The sequence below is a fragment of the Buchnera aphidicola str. G002 (Myzus persicae) genome, from assembly GCF_000521565.1.
GTDB classification, from domain to species: Bacteria; Pseudomonadota; Gammaproteobacteria; order Enterobacterales; family Enterobacteriaceae; genus Buchnera; species Buchnera aphidicola_C.
In genome coordinates, this window is sequence record NZ_CP002701.1 from 16,578 (window position 1) to 34,069 (window position 17,492).

Below are 17,492 nucleotides of genomic sequence, written 5' to 3' on the forward strand. Positions count from 1 at the left end.
TAAGTTTTAAACTCGTAACATTTATAATGTAAGAAAATATTTTATGATTCATATTGAAACAATTGTTGCACCAGTTACTTCTCCAGGAAAAAGTGCAGTTAGCATTTTGAGAATTTCTGGTTCTCAAACGAAAATAGTTGCTAAAAAAGTTTTGGGTTCAATTCCCAAAGCAAGATTTGCTACTTATTCAAAATTTTTAGGTAAAAATTCTGTAGTATTAGATCAAGGTATATCTTTATGGTTTCCTGCTCCTTTTTCATTTACAGGAGAAGATGTATTAGAATTACAAGGGCATGGTAGTCCTTTAATAATGGACTTATTAATCAAAAGAATTACTTCTATTGAAAACGTAAGAATGGCTAAACCAGGAGAATTTTCTGAACGTGCTTTTTTAAATGGGAAAATAGATTTAATTCAAGCTGAGGCTATAGATGATTTAATTAATTCAGAAACAGAATCATCTATTCGTGCATCATTACATTCTTTGCAAGGAGATTTTTCTTCTCATATTAAACAGTTAATATCTACAGTGATTGAATTTCGTACTAATATAGAATCTAGTATAGATTTTTCAGAAGAAGAAATTGATATTGATTTAAAAAGTTTAATATATATAAAACTAAAAGAGCTAGAAGAAAAATTTATAAAAACAAAAAAAGTAATTTCAGAAGGAAGTTTATTAAAAGAAGGAAAAAAAATAGTAATTGCAGGTCCTCCTAATGCTGGAAAATCAAGTTTATTAAATGCTTTATCACACTCTAATAGAGCGATAGTAACTAAAATTCCAGGAACTACACGAGATCTTCTATATGAAAATATTTCTATAAATGGTATTTCATGTCAATTAATTGATACGGCTGGTTTACGTGATACAAAAAACGAAATAGAACGTATTGGAATTTTTCGTGCTTGGGAAGTAATTAAGAAAGCAGATCATGTTCTTTTTGTGATTGATAAAACAACTAAACAATCAGAACAAAAGAAAATATGTAATGAATTTATCCAAAATATTTCTGTTAATAATATTCAAATTACTTTTATTTTAAATAAAAATGATTTAGTACAAGATAAATTTAACACAGAAAAGATAGAGTCTTTATTATTTATTAATATTTCAGCTCGAACTGGTCAAGGTATTGATAAATTACGTAAACATATTGTAAAAATAGCAAAAAATGAAAATAAAGAGGGTGTTTTCATTGCTCGTAGGCGTCATATTAATCAGATTAATTTAGCGTATAATGAATTTTTAATGGCTAAAAAAAAATGGATAATATCTAAAAATATTGAATTATTAGCTGAATCACTAAGATTAATAAATAGATTTTTGGGAGAAATAACTGGTCGATTTACTTCTAACGATTTATTAAAACGTATTTTTTCTAGTTTTTGTATCGGAAAATAATGTTTAATACTTTTGCTTTAATATGCCCGGAGGCGGAATTGAACCACCGACACGGGGATTTTCAGTCCCCTGCTCTACCGACTGAGCTATCCGGGCTTTTTTTATATTAAATCATCAAATATAAAACGTTGTCAATGTTTTTTTATTTTTATAAAATTACTTAATAATTTGACATTTTATATTTTTGAATACTTTATTTCTATCAAATTAATAAAGTTAAAATATCTTAATAAAAAAATAAAAAAATAAATTTTACCCTTGAAAGTTTTGACAAAGAACCCTATATTTAAAGTAAGCGAACATATTAGATTATTAAAAAATAATTTTAAAAATAATAAAATAAGATTACTCACAGGAGTATTATCATATGAAAATTCGTCCGTTGCATGATCGTGTGCTCGTTAAACGTCAAGAAGTAGAATCTAAATCTGCAGGCGGTATTGTGCTCACAGGTTCTGCTGCAGGAAAATCTACTCGAGGCACAGTAACTGCTATTGGTAAAGGTCGTGTTTTAGACAATGGGCAGATTAAACCATTAGATGTGAAAGTAGGTGATACTGTTATTTTTAATGAAGGTTATGGTGCAAAAACAGAAAAAATTAATAATGAAGAGTTATTAATTTTAACTGAAAGTGACATTTTAGCAATTGTTGAATAGTAAACTATATGCTATATCCATTTAAAAATTTATTTAAGGGAATGTCAAATGGCCGCTAAAGATGTAAAATTTGGTAATGAAGCCCGAATTAAAATGCTTCGTGGAGTTAATGTATTAGCAGATGCAGTAAAAGTAACTTTAGGTCCAAAAGGTAGAAATGTTGTTTTAGATAAATCTTTTGGCGCACCTAGTATTACTAAAGATGGTGTATCAGTAGCTCGTGAAATCGAATTAGAAGATAAATTCGAAAACATGGGAGCACAAATGGTAAAAGAAGTTGCATCAAAAGCTAATGATGCAGCAGGTGACGGTACTACTACAGCAACATTATTAGCACAATCTATAGTTAATGAAGGTTTAAAAGCAGTTGCTGCTGGTATGAATCCTATGGATTTAAAACGTGGAATCGATAAAGCTGTTATTAGTGCTGTAGAAGAATTAAAAAATTTATCTGTACCATGTTCAGATTCTAAAGCTATAACTCAAGTTGGAACTATTTCTGCCAATGCAGATGAAAAAGTTGGTGCTTTAATTGCAGAAGCAATGGAAAAAGTTGGTAACGATGGAGTTATTACAGTAGAAGAAGGCACTGGTCTACAAAATGAACTAGAAGTCGTTAAAGGTATGCAGTTTGATCGAGGTTATTTATCTCCTTATTTTATTAATAAACCCGAAACTGGAATTGTAGAATTAGAAAATCCATATATTTTAATGGCTGATAAGAAAATATCTAACGTTCGAGAAATGTTACCAATATTAGAATCTGTCGCAAAATCAGGAAAACCTCTATTAATTATTTCAGAAGATTTAGAAGGTGAGGCTTTAGCTACTTTAGTTGTTAATTCCATGAGAGGTATTGTAAAAGTAGCAGCAGTAAAAGCCCCAGGATTTGGAGATCGTCGTAAAGCTATGTTACAAGATATTTCTATTCTTACTGGCGGTTCTGTGATTTCTGAAGAATTAGCTATGGAATTAGAAAAATCTACTCTAGAAGATTTAGGTCAAGCAAAACGTGTTGTTATTAGTAAAGATACTACGACAATTATTGGTGGTGTTGGAGAAAAACACACAATCCAAAGTCGCATTAGTCAAATTCGTCAAGAGATTCAAGAAGCTACTTCTGATTATGATAAAGAAAAACTAAATGAACGTTTAGCTAAATTATCAGGAGGAGTTGCAGTACTTAAAGTAGGAGCAGCTACTGAAGTAGAAATGAAAGAAAAGAAAGCTCGTGTTGAAGATGCATTACATGCAACTCGTGCAGCTGTTGAAGAAGGTGTAGTTGCTGGTGGTGGTGTTGCATTAGTACGAGTGGCTGGAAAAATATCTAATTTACGTGGTCAAAATGAAGATCAAAATGTAGGTATTCGAGTTGCTTTGCGCGCGATGGAAGCTCCGTTACGTCAAATTGTTTCTAATTCAGGAGAAGAACCTTCTGTGGTTACTAATAACGTAAAAGATGGAAAAGGTAACTATGGTTACAATGCAGCGACTGATGAATATGGTGACATGATAGACTTCGGTATATTAGATCCTACAAAAGTTACACGTTCGGCTTTACAATATGCTGCTTCTGTTGCTGGTTTAATGATCACAACAGAATGTATGGTTACTGACTTACCAAAAGAAGATAAATCTTCTGATTCCAATTCTTCTCCAGCAGGAGGAATGGGTGGTATGGGCGGAATGATGTAATATAATTTTTTTGATTTAAGTAATATAATATTAATTTAAAAATATCTTTCCTCAGATTTTATTATTCTGAGGAAAGCTTTTATTTTTTAATTAATAAATTAGTTATATAATAATTGATTTGCTATTTTGAGAACCAGTATCTTGCACTAACCTAGGTATTAAATAACCAGATATCATTTTAATTAAACTCTTCATAATAGATTTAGCTTTTTTAGAAGAAACTGAAAAATGCATCGTACCTTTCACTGTATCTAAAATATGTAGATAATATGGAAGAATATTATTATCACACAAAAGATTGCTTAATTCTGCTAGAATTATAGGATCATCATTGATATTTTTTAATAAAACACTTTGATTAAGCATAATAACACCAGATTCTTTTAATTTTAATAAACTATTGCTTAAATTTTTGTTTATTTCTTGTGGATGGTTAATATGAGTGACGATAATAATTTTTAGAGAAGATTGAATAAATATTTCACAAAGATTAGATGTGATACGATTAGGTATTACAATTGGCAATCTAGTATGAATTCTTAATCTTTTTATATGATTAATTTTAGATAATGATGTAATAAGCCATAATAATTCATGATCTTTTGCTATTAATGGATCTCCACCTGAAAAAATAACTTCATTTAAATTTTTATTTTTTTGAATATATTCAAGTGATTTAATCCAGTTAATTTTGCTTCCTTGATTTTTTTCATATGGGAAATATTTTCTAAAACAATATCTACAATGAATAGCACAATTTGTTTTAACAAATAATAATACTCGATCTTTGTATTTATGTAGTAGTCCTGGTAAAATAATATGTTTTTTTTCTTTTATAGGATCTTTAACATATTTTGGAGAATTTAAAAATTCTCGATTATTTATAATTACTTGTAATAATAATGGATCTTGTGGATCATTTTTTTTCATTCTTGAGACAAAAGAATGTGGTACACGAAATGGAAAAAGTGTATTAAATTTAGATGTATAATATTGAGGATGATTTTCTAAATTTAAAATTTTTAATAATTCTTTTGGTTCAGTTATAGAGTTAGATAATTCATACAACCATTTATCTTTTTTTCTATATAGAGTATCGATTCTTGTTAATTTCATATATTTTATAGCAATAGAGGTTTATATGAGAGTATATCACAGCAATAATTTTCGTTCAGGTTGTAAAATTATATTTGAAAATGAACCTTATTTAATAGAATCTAGTGAATTTGTTAAACCTGGAAAAGGTCAAGCTTTTGTGCGTGTCAAATTAAGAAAATTATTAACAAGACAACTTATAGAAAAAACCTTTAAATCTACAGATTATTTAGAAATAGCTGATGTCATAGAACACACATTATGTTATTTATATAATGATGGTTTTTTTTGGTATTTTATTAATAATAATACTTTTGAAGAATTATCAGTAGAAAAAAAAATTATTGGTATCCAGAAGAAATGGTTATTAGAACAGGATACGTGTATTGTGACACTATGGAATAATAAACCAATTTTAGTAACACCTAATACTTTTGTAGAAATTAAAGTTATAGAAACAGATGCAACTTTAAAAGGTGATACTATTAATACTGGTGTAACTAAACTAGCTATCTTAAGTACAGGTGCGATTGTAAGAGTGCCTTTATTTATTCAAGTTGGCTCATTAATTAAAGTAGATACACGATCTGGTGAATATGTCTCTAGAATTAAATAAAATATTTTAGTAGATTTAATATTCATTACCTTTTACATATTGTCTATAACTATCCCATTCAAAAGTTAACCATAAACTATTACCTAAGCGCATTCTGTCAATAACTCTTTCTCCTAATAATGTTTTCATTCCTTTATGATCTAAATTAGATAACATTCCAGTCGATCGTTTAGATGATGACCGCCTATCAACAATTTGATTAATAATTACTTTCTCATAACGGGATTCAGTTTGCATACCAATTTCATCAATCATTAATAAATCAACACTGCTTAGATTATGTAATAAATTTTCTTCAGTAATATTACTAGTACCACTGAAGGTTCCTTTCATATTTGACATTAAATCAGCTACTGTTACAATTAGAATACTTTTCCCATGTAAAATTAAGTAGTTACCTATAGCCGATGCTAAATGATTTTTACCTGTTCCTGGTTTTCCTGAAAAGATAAAGCTTGCAATATTTTTATGAAATTCTTCTGCATATCTTTTTGATGCTTGGAGTACTTTTCTCTGACCATCATGTTCAATTTTATAATTGTCAAATGAACAATTCATATATAATTCTCGTATTCCTGATCTTCCTAATACACGTTGCATTTTCATTGCTTTATTTTCACGTAATATAGATTCAGAAGATAATCTACCTTGTTCTTGATTCCAAGCCAATAGACCTTCGTCACTATCAAATTTTGGTTTAATATGATTCGGCATAAGACGTTGAAGTCGTTTAAAAAATTCAGTATAAAATGTCATTATTTACCTCTAAATCCACTGGGTATAGTTTGATCTGGTGTTGGAATATAGGTAATATCTCTTCTTTTTTTTGAAAATTGATCAGTAAGAGATCTACTTTTTTGTAAACTTCTAGCAAGTTTTTGTTGCCATTGTATATGGTAAAAGAAACAGCCTTCGGCTTGCCAGTAAGAGATGAAGCAAGCTAGTTCTGATTCTAATACTTCTTTATCTAATATAATCCCCCATAAAGCTGCTTGACGAATAAAATCTTTATCAGGAGTCCATTTGGGATGCATTGAAAATTTCTTATTTATATTTTCTTTTTCTGAATGTGTATAGACCGAATTATATTCTATATCAAATATTTTTTTTAAAAAATCAGGATTTATTGCATAAAATATAGTAGTATCATTTTGTAAAACTGCTATAGCTTTATTATCAAATTCTTTTAATATTTTAATGGGATTTTTACAAAATAAATCAAGAGTTATATTTTTAGAAACAAGAATTTTCATAAATACTTTACCTTTTTTAAATTTTAAAAATTTTATGTATCAAAAATATAAAGAGAATATTCTATTTGACTTGTAACTTTTTTTTTATATAAAATCCAATTTTTTGGCATTTTTAATACTTGCTGCTTTTCTTTTTCTATATAAATTAAAGAATCTTTTTTAATCCATTTTTTATTTTCTAGCAAAAACACAGTTTTTTTAATTAGTTCTTGATAATAAGGTGGATCAATAAAGATTATATCATATGGTTTTCCAGTTTTTCTTAACCAATGCAAAGTGTTAGTATGTATTAGTTCTAAATTAGATATATTTAATTCTTTAATATTTTTTTTTAGTTTAAAGATTGTTTTTTTTTCTATTTCTAATAGGGTTAAAAACCCAGCATTCCGAGATATAGCTTCTAATCCTAGTGCTCCGCTACCAGCAAAACAATCTAGACACCGTGAGTTTTTAATATATTTTGATAACCATTCAAATAGTGTTTCTCTTATACGACTCGTAGTAGGACGTAATCTCTGATTATTGTTAAAAGATATTTTTCTTCCCTTTAATTTTCCAGCAATAATATAAATTCTACCATTTTTTTTCAAAAAACAATTGTTCATTTTATTAGATTATTTCTGTTAGTGATATAATTTATTTTATTATTAATTATAATTCAAATAAAGATTTTATTTTTAAACTTTTTAAAAAATGTAAAATACATAAAAAAATTATTAGTTATAAGAAAGGTAAATAAAATGAAAGATGAAAAAGAAAATGGTTTTTTTTCTTGGTTAGGTTCTAAAATAAAAAAAAATAAAGAAAAAATAGAAAAAAAAAATGATTGTGTATCTAGTCATACGTCAGCAAATAAAGATAAAAAATATATTGATGCTAATAAAAAAATAAATATTAAACAAAATATTTTCACTGAAAAACAGGATATTACAGATGTCAAAATAGAACAAATTAGTGATAACTATGATAATTTAGATAAAATTCAGAATAAAAAAATAAATTTTTTTATACGTTTAAAAAAAAGTTTAAAGAAAACAAAAAAATTTTTAGGAGAAGGACTTGCTAATATTTTTTTATCAAAAAAAGTTGATGATATTCTTTTTAAAGAGTTAGAAGAAAAAATGTTATTAGCTGATATTGGAATTAATACGACTAATCAGATTATTAGCAATTTAATTCAAGATACAAATCGTCAGGATTTAAAGAATTCTGAAAAAGTTTATGCTTTATTAAAAAAAAATATGTATGGTATTTTAAAAAAAGTAGAAAAACCTTTACAAATATCTAATAATATGCCTTTTATAATCTTAGTAGTAGGAGTAAATGGTACAGGAAAAACAACAACAGTTGCTAAATTGGCGCAAAAATACAAATTAGAAGGAAAATCTGTTTTTTTAGCTGCTGCAGATACATTTAGAGCAGCAGGAATAGAACAATTACAAACACTAGGTAAATTAAATAATATACCAGTAATATCACAGCGATCTGGTTCTGATCCAGCAGCTTTAGTCTTTGATGCCGTACAATCAGCAAAATCAAAAAAGATAGATGTTTTAATTATCGATACAGCAGGACGATTACATAATAAATTACATTTAATAGAAGAATTAAAAAAAATAGTTAGAGTGATAAAAAAAATAGATCCGTTAGCACCACATGAAAAAATATTAATCGTTGATGCTTGCAATGGACAGAACACAATACAACAGACAGAAATATTTCATAGAGCATTAGATTTAACAGGAATAATAATTACAAAATTAGATGGAACGGCTAAAGGAGGCGTAATTTTTGCATTATCTGATCAATTTAAAATTCCTATTCGTTATATTGGAATTGGTGAAAAAATACAAGATTTAGGTACTTTTAATAGTCAAGAATTTATAAAAGCGCTATTTAATTGAAAAAAATATTTTTGAGATAAAATATATTTTTTCGTTTATGATCAATAAATAAATTAGTAGAAATCTTTGATTTATATTTATAATTCAAGTATGATTAATATGTCCCACATATTCATAATTCAGTAAATATAATTCGTTGATGCGGGAATGCACATGATTAATAAAGTACAGATTTTATCTGTAACACTACCAGGTAATTTAGATGCTTATATTAGAATAGCTAATTTATGGCCGATGTTATCAATTGAAGAAGAAAAATCACTTACTCAACGCCTACGTTATAATAGCGATTTAGATGCCGCTAAAAAATTAATTTTATCCCATCTCCGTTTTGTCATTCATATTTCACGCAACTATTCAGGATACGGTTTACCGCAAGCAGATCTAATACAGGAAGGTAATATAGGATTAATGAAAGCAGTAAGGAGATTTAATCCAGAAATAGGAGTACGTTTAGTCTCTTTTGCTGTTCATTGGATTAAATCTGAAATACATGAATATGTTTTACGAAATTGGCGTATTGTCAAAGTAGCAACTACAAAATCCCAAAGAAAACTATTTTTTAATTTAAGAAAAACAAAGAAAAGATTAGGCTGGTTCAATGAAGAAGAAATTAAAATAGTGGCTAAAGAATTGGGTGTTAGTAGTAAAGATGTTAGAGAAATGGAATCTCGTATGGCAGCTCAAGATGTGACTTTTAATCCATTACCAGAAGAAGATTTTGTCGACGGAAAAAATAATAATACAATACAATATTTACAAGATAAAACATCTAATTTTGCTTGTAGAGTAGAAAAAGATAATTGGGAAGAACATGCTACAAATAAACTCAGTAATGCATTATTAGGACTTGATAAACGTAGTCGAGATATTATTTATGCTCGTTGGTTAGATAAAAACCAAAAAAATACATTACAAACAATAGCAAATAATTATGGCATTTCTGCAGAACGTGTTAGACAATTAGAAAAAAATGCCATGAAAAAGTTGAGAATAGCTATAGAAGCTTAGTAGGATATATTAAATTTAATTATTCAATACTTTTAAAAGAAATTTTTATATAGAGTATGAGAGTAAGTTTTAAAAAATTGAAAACTCATACTCTTTTGAAAAAAAATAAAATTTTTTTATTTCTATAGATCAAAATAAGAATAAAATAGAATTTTATTCTACTGTTACTGATTTAGCTAAATGTCTTGGTTGATCAATGTTTTTTCCTTTATTTAATGCAATATAATAAGCAAGTAATTGTAATGGGACTATATAAAAAATAGGTGCTATTAATTCTTCAATATAAGGCAGTTTTACAAGATGTATATTTTTTTCAACATTAAATTCTTGATCTGAAAAAATATAAATTACACCTTCTCTTGAATATATTTCTTTTATGTTTTTCTTTATTTTTTCTAAAAGTGAATTTTTTGGTGCAATGATAATAACCGGTATATTTTTATCAATTAAAGCCAGTGGACCATGTTTAAGTTCTCCAGCTGCATATGCTTCAGCATGAATATAAGAAATCTCTTTTAGTTTTAAAGCTCCTTCCATTGCGATTGGATATTGTTCACCTCTCCCTAAAAACAATATGTTTTTTTTATTAGATAATTTCTTGGCTATATTTTTAATTAATTCATTTTTTTTTAAAACTTCTTCTATTCTCTGAGGTAAAATATGTAATGTTTCTATAATTTTTTCTGCTATTTTATTTTCTTTTTTAAAATGTGCTATTTGAGCAACAAGCATGAGTAAAACAGTTAATTGAGTAGTAAAAGATTTTGTTGAAGCTACTCCTATTTCTATTCCAGCTCGAGTTAATATATAACTATCAGATTCTTTAACAAGAGAGGATCCTTCCATATTACATATAGTTAAATTTCCTAAATATCCAAATTTTTTAGAGTATCTCAATGCTGATAATGTATCAGCAGTTTCACCTGATTGCGATAAAGTGATTAAAAAACTTTTTTTTCTTATTGCTATTTTTCTAGAAGAAAATTCAGAAGCTATCTCAACGTCACAAGGAATCTTAGCGAATGCTTCAAACCAATATCTAGAAACCATAGCTGCATGATATGAAGTACCACAGGCGACCATTTGAATATGTTCTGCATAATAAAGAAGATTTTTTTTCTTGAATTGTAATTCTGAAAAATATATTGTATTATTTTTTTGTACACGATTTTTTAAAGTATTTCGAATTGATGCTGGTTGTTCATAGATTTCTTTTTCCATATAATAAGAGTATTTTCCCTTCTTTATTGATTTATATTTTATATTAGATATAGTTTCTTTTCTTTTAATTTTAAAATTTTTTTTATTAAAAATATTAATTTCTTTTTTTTTAATAATAGCAATATCACCTTCTTCTAAGTATATAAAACGTTTTGTCAAATTTAATAATGCAATTTGATCAGATGCTATAAAATTTTCTTCTATTCCTAATCCTATTACTAATGGACTACCAGATCTAGCTGCTATTAATCGTGTTGGATTATTTTTATCTATTACTACCATACTATAGTTTCCATATAACTGTTTTATACTATTTTGTATAACTTGTTCAATAGATTCTTTTTTTTTGTTTTGTTCCCAATGTAATAGATGTGCAATTGCTTCTGTATCAGTATCAGAATAAAATATATATCCTTTTTTTTGTAAAAAAATGCGTAATACCGAATAATTTTCGATAGTTCCATTATGAACCACAATAATATTTTTAGAAACATGTGGATGAGTGTTTGCTTTTGAAATTTTGCCATGAGTAGCCCATCTAGTGTGAGCAACACCAATGTGACCTAATATTTTTTTTTTCTGTATTTTTCTAATAAGTTCATCTACTTTTCCGATACATCGAATTCTTACCATATTATTGTCATGATCAATTATAGCTAATCCTGAAGAATCATATCCTCGATATTCTAATTTTTTAATACCATCAATAAGAATATTCATAATATTACGTTGTGTTATTGCAGCAAAAATGCCACACATATATTGATACCTTTTTAGTTTTTTATTAAAATAATTATATTTATAAAAAAATATAATAATTATTTTTAATTTAATTTACGAGGACGGATCCAATTTTTCTTATATTTTTGTTTTTTAGTGTTATAAACTAAACAAGGTGTATCAACATCTTTCATTAAAGTAGTACCAGCTGCAATAGTTGTATTTGCAGTAATTTTAATAGGTGCAATTAATTCTGTATTCGAACCAACTAAAACGTTATCACCAATAATAGTTTTTAATTTGTTTATTCCATCATAATTACATGTAATACTACCAGCTCCTATATTAACTTGAGAACCAATTTCAGAATTTCCTAGATAACTCAAATGTTTTACTTTTGATTTTTTTTGTATAATAGTGTCTTTTGTTTCTACGAAATTACCTATTTGTACATTTTTATCTAAACAAGTATTTTTTCTTAAATGAGCAAAAGGACCTATAATGCAATTTTTACCTATCTTGGTATTTTCTATAATAGTATATGGTTCAATAATTGTATTACTATCAATAATGGTATTTTTGATAATACATCCAACACCAATTTTGATATTATCACCTAAAATAATATTTCCTTCGAAAACAACACCAGTATCTATTTCAATATTTTTTCCATGTTTTAATGTTCCTCTTAGAATAAAATGAGAAGAATCTTTTAATGTAACTCCAGATATTAATAATTTTTCAATTTGTTTTTTTTGAATAATTTCTTCTAAAATAGATAATTGTAATTTATTGTTTATACCAAATATTTCTTCTTCTTTCAAAGGTTGTATTGTTTGAATTGAACTACCTTCATCATATGCTAAAGCAATAATATCAGTGGCATAAAATTCTTTTTTTTTGTTTTTATTATTAATTTGTCCTAACCATCTTTTTAAATCTTTCCCATTAGCTATAAAAATGCCAGAATATATTTCCTTTATTTTTTTTTCTTTGTCGTTTGCATCTTGTTCTTCTACTATACTAATAACATGACCTTTTTTTCTTAAAACACGTCCATATCCATCAGGATTTTTTACTTTCATAGTTAATAAACTAATAGTTGATTTTTTTTTAGATTTTTCTAGTTTTTTGATTGATTCAACTGAAACTAATGGTACATCTCCATATAAAACTAGTATATTTTCATTATCAGAAAATTTTTTTGAAGCTAAAAGTATAGCTTGTCCTGTTCCTTCTGGTTTTTCTTGTATCACCCATGTAATTGGAATTTCAGGAATATTAGATAATATAATTTCTTTTTCTGAATTATAAACTAATATGATTTTTTTAGGTTGGATAGATCGTGCTGTACTTACTATACGGTCTAAAATTGTTTGACCTCCTAAAAAATGTAATACTTTAGGATAATTAGATTCCATTCTAGTTCCTTTTCCAGCTGCTAGAATTACTACACTGATTTCTTTTTTTAACATAGAAAGCCTTTTTTTATAAAATTTTTAATAACATATTCATATTAATAAAAATATTTTTAAATTAAGTAAAAGTAATTATTAATTATATTTGATAAGTGATTTTTTTAGATATGTATATTATAGTATATGTTTATACAATGTATTTTTTTATAATAAAATATATTATATTTTCTTATAGGGTTATTTTATGCATCAAATTATTTCAGTAGATTTAGATGGTACTTTACTTTCTCCAGAGAATCAAATTACGGAATATACTAAGAAAACGATTCAGCTATTAGAAAAAAAATTTTATTTTATTCTTGCTTCAGGTCGTCATCATATAGATGTTTTACAGATTAGAGATATTTTAAATATCCAATCCTTTATGATTACTTCTAATGGTGCTAAAGTTTATAATTTAAATAATGAGTTGATATTTAGTAGTGATTTAGATGAAGATATTTCTTTAAAACTTTGTAATATAGTGTATTCAGATCAAGACATTATTACTCAAGTATATCAAAATAATCGATGGTATATAAATAACAACAAAATAGAGAATAACTTTTGTCCTGCTTTAACGAATTTAAAATACCAATATTTTGATTTAGACAATTTTAAATTTACTAATATTAGTAAGATTTTTTTTACAAGTAAAAATTATAAAAAATTATACAATATTGAGAAAAAAATTATTAATTGTTGGAGTGATAAAGTTAATATTAGTTTTTCAGTTTTAGGTTGTCTGGAAGTTATATCTAGAAAAACTTCAAAAGGTCATGGATTAAAATTAATATCTAATTTAATGGGTATTCCTTTAGATCATTTTATTTCTTTTGGAGATGGTATGAACGATGAAGATATGCTGCGTATTTCCGGAAAAGCCTATATTATGAAAAATGCAGATACACGATTAAAAGCTGCATTACCAAAACTAGAAGTAATTGAAAGTAATAATAATAATGGAGTTGCAAGATGTTTAAACAGAATGTTTATCAAAAATAATAATATACTAAAAAAATATAGAAAATAATTTTATATTGTTCAGATAATATAATATTCAAGTATTTCAAAAATATTTTGATTATAATACATTACGAATAAATTTTAGATTAGTGCAAGCATGTAAGCGTATCGAACTAATGAAATTTTTTATCACTAACTCTTTTTGTTCACCGTTACGTGTAGCAGCATATAATCTTCCCCATATACCATTTCCTATTTTTTTTGTTACGATTAAACCTTGATGTTCAAAATTATCTACTACCCAATGAGGTAGTGCTGCAATTCCCATTTGAGCTGATACCATTTGAATTAAAAGTAAGGTATTATTTACATTTTTAAAAATAGGTATAATACCAGCAGGTTGTAAAAAATGTTTCCATATATCTAGTCTATGTCTTTCAATAGGATAAGTCATTAATATTTCAGACGCAAGATCTTCAGGAACGATATTATTTTTCTTTAAGACTAAAGGATGGTGAGGAGATAAAACTAGACGTACTTCAAAATCAAACATTGGAACGTAAAATAAATTACTTCTAGGAAGTACTTCAGAAGTCAGTACGACATCTAATCTGCCTTGTTGTAGGAAAGGTTGAGGAGTAAATGTCATGTCTGAATAGAAATCTACTTCTACTTTCGGCCATTTTTTTTGGAAAATTTTTAATGCTGGCGTAAGCCACTGAATACAACTATGACATTCAATAGCTAATCGAATAATCATATGATGTGAATCCGTACATTTTTGTATTGCATGATGTATTTTAGGTAATATTTCTTCAGATAGTTGAAGTAAAATTTTACCTTGAATTGTAAATTTTATAGGATTACTTTTTCTAAGGAATAATTTAAATCCTAATTTTTTTTCTAATTCATTACACTGATGCGATATTGCAGATTGTGTTTGATGAAGTTGAATTGCAGCTGCACTTAATGAGCCATTATTTTTCAATGCTTGCAGTGTTCGAAGATGTTTAATTTCAATCATGAGATTCCTTCATATTGAGAATTAACTATTTACGCTTGCTAATTTTCTTTAATACTAGAATTATAGATTATCTATTTTAAATAAATCAATTATAAATTCTTGATTAAATAATAATGTAATAACAAACAATAGGATATATAAAATGGCAATTTTAAATCATACTCTCGGATTTCCAAGAATAGGTTTGAATCGTGAATTAAAAAAAGCTCAAGAAGATTATTGGTCTGGTAATATTTTACTTCAAGATTTATTATCAGTAGGTTATGAAATCAGAAAAAAAAATTGGAAACAACAAAAAGAATCTGGAATTAATTATATACCTGTTGGTGATTTTTCTTGGTATGACCATGTTTTAAGTACTAGTATGATGTTAGGAAATATTCCAGAAAGACATAATATTGGAAAGTCTATTGATTTAGATTGCTTATTTAGAGTCGCACGAGGTTTTGCTCCTGATGTTGCTGCATCAGAAATGACCAAATGGTTTAATACTAATTATCATTACATTGTTCCTGAATTTAATAAAGATAGAAGGTTAAAATTTTCTTGGAAACAAATTTTAGATGAAGTAGATGAAGCATTATTATTAGGTTATAAGGTAAAACCTATATTGTTGGGTCCAATTACGTATCTTTGGCTTGGAAAAGTAAAAGGAGAATATTTTGATCGTTTAGATCTTTTAAAAAATATCCTTCCAATATATCAAGAAGTTTTAAAAGAATTATCACAACGAGATATTGAATTCGTTCAAATTGATGAGCCTGCTTTAGTTTTAGAATTACCTAAAAAATGGCAAGAAGCTTATTCTTATGCTTATAAAAAGTTAAATGGTACAACAAAACTATTATTAACGACTTATTTTGATAGTATTGAACATAATATAGATTTTATTCGTGTTTTGCCAGTTCAAGGCATTCATATTGATTTAGTTTTTGGAAAATATAATATAATTGATTTTAATTCTAAACTACCATCAGAATGGATCTTATCTTTAGGTGTTATTAATGGTCGTAATGTTTGGAAAGCTGATCTTGTAAAGTGGTTTGAAGCTGTTTCACAAATTTCTAAAAAGCGTAAAAATCTTTTAATTGGTTCTTCATGCTCTCTTTTACATACACCAGTTGATTTAAAAACAGAAGAAAATTTAGACGAAGAAGTTAAACAATGGTTTTCATTTGCTGTACAAAAATGTACAGAATTATCATTATTATCAAATGCTTTAAATAATCATTATATTGATGATATTACAAAATGGAGTAAACCTATTTATCAACGCAGTTTTTCTAAAAGAGTACATAAAATAGAAGTAGAAAATCGTTTGTCTAGTATTTCAACTAATGAATTTCAACGTATGAATTCTTATGATGTACGTGCTATAGAACAAAATAAAAAGTTTAATTTACCTGTTTTGCCAACAACTACTATTGGATCTTTTCCTCAAACTATTGCAATAAGAAAATTACGACGTGATTTTAAATTAGGATTAATTAATAAAGAAAAATATTCTGAAAATATTAAGAAACATATTAAAAAAGTGATTAGAACACAAGAAGAATTAGATCTAGATGTTTTAGTACATGGAGAAGCTGAAAGAAATGATATGGTAGAATATTTTGGTGAACATTTAGATGGATTTGTTTTTACAGATAATGGATGGGTACAAAGCTATGGTTCACGCTGTGTTAAACCTCCTGTTATTATTGGTGATATTAGTCGCTCAAAACCAATTACTGTAGAATGGTCTAAATATGCTCAATCTTTAACAAAAAAACCAGTTAAAGGTATGTTGACTGGTCCAGTTACTATTTTATTTTGGTCTTTTCCTAGAGAAGATGTAGAACTAAAAAAAATTGCTATGCAAATTGCTTTAGCTTTACATGACGAAGTAATAGCTTTAGAAAAAGAAAAAATAGAAATTATTCAAATTGATGAACCCGCATTACGAGAAGGTTTGCCTCTACGTAAAAGTTTTTGGTCTGAGTATTTATCTTGGGCAGTGAATGCTTTTCGTTTGAGTGCATCAGGTGTAAAAAACACCACACAGATTCATACACATATGTGTTACTGTGAGTTTAATGATATTATGAATTCTATTGCTTTATTAGATGCTGATGTGATTACAATTGAAACAGCTCGTTCAGATATGGAATTATTAGAAGCATTTAGACAATTTCAGTATCCTAATGAAGTAGGTCCTGGTGTATATGATATTCATTCATCTAATATACCTAGTATTGAATCAATCACTAGTTTATTAACTAAAGCTATAAAATGCATCCCTGTTAAACGTCTATGGGTTAATCCTGATTGTGGTTTAAAAACACGTAACTGGGTAGAAACTATGCTAGCATTAAAAAACATGGTTGAAGCTACAAAATTATTAAGAGAAAAAATTAAAAAATAATTATTTTATTCAGATTAATTTATTTTTAAGATTATTATATAAATTAATATTAAATCATCTTTT

General features: G+C 26.8%; 15 protein-coding genes and 1 tRNA gene. 8 read left to right on the top strand and 8 right to left on the bottom strand.

The window, feature by feature from the left end:
• The first annotated feature begins 43 nt into the window (after positions 1–43).
• A complete protein-coding gene (mnmE, locus tag BUMPG002_RS00080) occupies positions 44–1,405 on the top strand; it encodes a tRNA uridine-5-carboxymethylaminomethyl(34) synthesis GTPase MnmE (protein WP_025368680.1) in 1,362 nt (453 codons plus the stop codon).
• Positions 1,406–1,428: 23 nt separating this feature from the next.
• Here the strand turns inward: mnmE and BUMPG002_RS00085 are convergent.
• Positions 1,429–1,501, bottom strand: a tRNA-Phe gene (locus tag BUMPG002_RS00085).
• 271 nt (positions 1,502–1,772) lie between these two features.
• Here BUMPG002_RS00085 and BUMPG002_RS00090 point away from each other — a divergent pair.
• Positions 1,773–2,063 carry a co-chaperone GroES gene (locus BUMPG002_RS00090; RefSeq protein ID WP_025368681.1) on the top strand — a complete coding sequence of 97 codons (291 nt, stop codon included), beginning with the start codon at positions 1,773–1,775 and terminating at the stop codon, positions 2,061–2,063.
• A 48-nt stretch (positions 2,064–2,111) separates the two neighbouring features.
• Positions 2,112–3,758 carry a chaperonin GroEL gene (groL, locus tag BUMPG002_RS00095; protein ID WP_025368682.1) on the top strand — a complete coding sequence of 549 codons (1,647 nt, stop codon included), beginning with the start codon at positions 2,112–2,114 and terminating at the stop codon, positions 3,756–3,758.
• Positions 3,759–3,860: 102 nt separating this feature from the next.
• On the opposite strand, the gene epmB is transcribed toward groL, so the two are convergent.
• Positions 3,861–4,874 (bottom strand): EF-P beta-lysylation protein EpmB, encoded by a 1,014-nt coding sequence (epmB, locus tag BUMPG002_RS00100; RefSeq protein WP_025368683.1) that lies wholly within the window; start codon positions 4,872–4,874, stop codon positions 3,861–3,863.
• 25 nt (positions 4,875–4,899) lie between these two features.
• Here epmB and efp point away from each other — a divergent pair, with 25 nt between their 5' ends.
• Positions 4,900–5,469 (top strand): elongation factor P, encoded by a 570-nt coding sequence (efp, locus tag BUMPG002_RS00105; protein ID WP_025368684.1) that lies wholly within the window; start codon positions 4,900–4,902, stop codon positions 5,467–5,469.
• A gap of 15 nt (positions 5,470–5,484) precedes the next feature.
• Here the strand turns inward: efp and dnaC are convergent, their stop codons facing one another.
• The 3 genes from dnaC to rsmD are packed head-to-tail and all read right to left on the bottom strand — an operon-like array spanning position 5,485 to position 7,327.
• Entirely contained in the window at positions 5,485–6,225 is a 741-nt protein-coding gene (gene dnaC / locus BUMPG002_RS00110; RefSeq protein ID WP_025368685.1) for a DNA replication protein DnaC, read from the bottom strand.
• On the bottom strand, positions 6,225–6,722 hold the full coding sequence (gene dnaT / locus BUMPG002_RS00115) for a primosomal protein DnaT (protein WP_025368686.1): 498 nt from the start codon (positions 6,720–6,722) through the stop codon (positions 6,225–6,227). Before dnaT ends, dnaC begins: the two co-directional genes overlap by 1 nt.
• Before the next feature lie 32 nt (positions 6,723–6,754).
• On the bottom strand, positions 6,755–7,327 hold the full coding sequence (rsmD, locus tag BUMPG002_RS00120; RefSeq protein WP_044006116.1) for a 16S rRNA (guanine(966)-N(2))-methyltransferase RsmD: 573 nt from the start codon (positions 7,325–7,327) through the stop codon (positions 6,755–6,757).
• Positions 7,328–7,462: 135 nt separating this feature from the next.
• On the opposite strand from rsmD, the gene ftsY reads away from it, so the two are divergent.
• Both ftsY and rpoH read left to right on the top strand, forming a co-directional pair.
• The gene (gene ftsY, locus BUMPG002_RS00125) at positions 7,463–8,626 is read left to right on the top strand and encodes a signal recognition particle-docking protein FtsY (RefSeq protein ID WP_025384557.1); all 1,164 of its coding nucleotides are present in this window, start codon (positions 7,463–7,465) and stop codon (positions 8,624–8,626) included.
• Positions 8,627–8,779: 153 nt separating this feature from the next.
• Complete coding sequence (rpoH, locus tag BUMPG002_RS00130) at positions 8,780–9,637, top strand: RNA polymerase sigma factor RpoH (protein WP_025404212.1); 858 nt, start codon at positions 8,780–8,782, stop codon at positions 9,635–9,637.
• Positions 9,638–9,790: 153 nt separating this feature from the next.
• On the opposite strand, the gene glmS is transcribed toward rpoH, so the two are convergent.
• Together glmS and glmU are read right to left on the bottom strand one after the other, a co-directional pair.
• Entirely contained in the window at positions 9,791–11,617 is a 1,827-nt protein-coding gene (glmS, locus tag BUMPG002_RS00135) for a glutamine--fructose-6-phosphate transaminase (isomerizing) (RefSeq protein ID WP_025368689.1), read from the bottom strand.
• A gap of 65 nt (positions 11,618–11,682) precedes the next feature.
• Positions 11,683–13,053: a bifunctional UDP-N-acetylglucosamine diphosphorylase/glucosamine-1-phosphate N-acetyltransferase GlmU gene (gene glmU / locus BUMPG002_RS00140; protein WP_044006117.1), complete on the bottom strand. Its 1,371-nt coding sequence runs from the start codon at positions 13,051–13,053 to the stop codon at positions 11,683–11,685.
• A gap of 187 nt (positions 13,054–13,240) precedes the next feature.
• Here glmU and BUMPG002_RS00145 point away from each other — a divergent pair, with 187 nt between their 5' ends.
• A complete protein-coding gene (locus BUMPG002_RS00145) occupies positions 13,241–14,068 on the top strand; it encodes a Cof-type HAD-IIB family hydrolase (RefSeq protein ID WP_025368690.1) in 828 nt (275 codons plus the stop codon).
• Positions 14,069–14,119: 51 nt separating this feature from the next.
• Here BUMPG002_RS00145 and metR read toward each other — a convergent pair whose 3' ends face one another.
• The gene (gene metR, locus BUMPG002_RS00150; protein ID WP_044006118.1) at positions 14,120–15,025 is read right to left on the bottom strand and encodes an HTH-type transcriptional regulator MetR; all 906 of its coding nucleotides are present in this window, start codon (positions 15,023–15,025) and stop codon (positions 14,120–14,122) included.
• Positions 15,026–15,167: 142 nt separating this feature from the next.
• Between metR and metE the strand changes: the two genes are divergently transcribed.
• Positions 15,168–17,429 carry a 5-methyltetrahydropteroyltriglutamate--homocysteine S-methyltransferase gene (metE, locus tag BUMPG002_RS00155; protein ID WP_025368691.1) on the top strand — a complete coding sequence of 754 codons (2,262 nt, stop codon included), beginning with the start codon at positions 15,168–15,170 and terminating at the stop codon, positions 17,427–17,429.
• Positions 17,430–17,492: the final 63 nt, after the last annotated feature.

Coding starts and splice junctions, on each gene's coding strand:
- glmU (WP_044006117.1), bottom strand. CDS start 13,053: ATGTTAAAAAAAGAAATCAGTGTAGTAATTCTAGCAGCTGGAAAAGGA.
- efp (WP_025368684.1), top strand. CDS start 4,900: ATGAGAGTATATCACAGCAATAATTTTCGTTCAGGTTGTAAAATTATA.
- BUMPG002_RS00145 (WP_025368690.1), top strand. CDS start 13,241: ATGCATCAAATTATTTCAGTAGATTTAGATGGTACTTTACTTTCTCCA.
- BUMPG002_RS00090 (WP_025368681.1), top strand. CDS start 1,773: ATGAAAATTCGTCCGTTGCATGATCGTGTGCTCGTTAAACGTCAAGAA.
- mnmE (WP_025368680.1), top strand. CDS start 44: ATGATTCATATTGAAACAATTGTTGCACCAGTTACTTCTCCAGGAAAA.
- dnaT (WP_025368686.1), bottom strand. CDS start 6,722: ATGAAAATTCTTGTTTCTAAAAATATAACTCTTGATTTATTTTGTAAA.
- groL (WP_025368682.1), top strand. CDS start 2,112: ATGGCCGCTAAAGATGTAAAATTTGGTAATGAAGCCCGAATTAAAATG.
- rpoH (WP_025404212.1), top strand. CDS start 8,780: ATGATTAATAAAGTACAGATTTTATCTGTAACACTACCAGGTAATTTA.
- metE (WP_025368691.1), top strand. CDS start 15,168: ATGGCAATTTTAAATCATACTCTCGGATTTCCAAGAATAGGTTTGAAT.
- ftsY (WP_025384557.1), top strand. CDS start 7,463: ATGAAAGATGAAAAAGAAAATGGTTTTTTTTCTTGGTTAGGTTCTAAA.
- glmS (WP_025368689.1), bottom strand. CDS start 11,617: ATGTGTGGCATTTTTGCTGCAATAACACAACGTAATATTATGAATATT.
- rsmD (WP_044006116.1), bottom strand. CDS start 7,327: ATGAACAATTGTTTTTTGAAAAAAAATGGTAGAATTTATATTATTGCT.
- epmB (WP_025368683.1), bottom strand. CDS start 4,874: ATGAAATTAACAAGAATCGATACTCTATATAGAAAAAAAGATAAATGG.
- metR (WP_044006118.1), bottom strand. CDS start 15,025: ATGATTGAAATTAAACATCTTCGAACACTGCAAGCATTGAAAAATAAT.
- dnaC (WP_025368685.1), bottom strand. CDS start 6,225: ATGACATTTTATACTGAATTTTTTAAACGACTTCAACGTCTTATGCCG.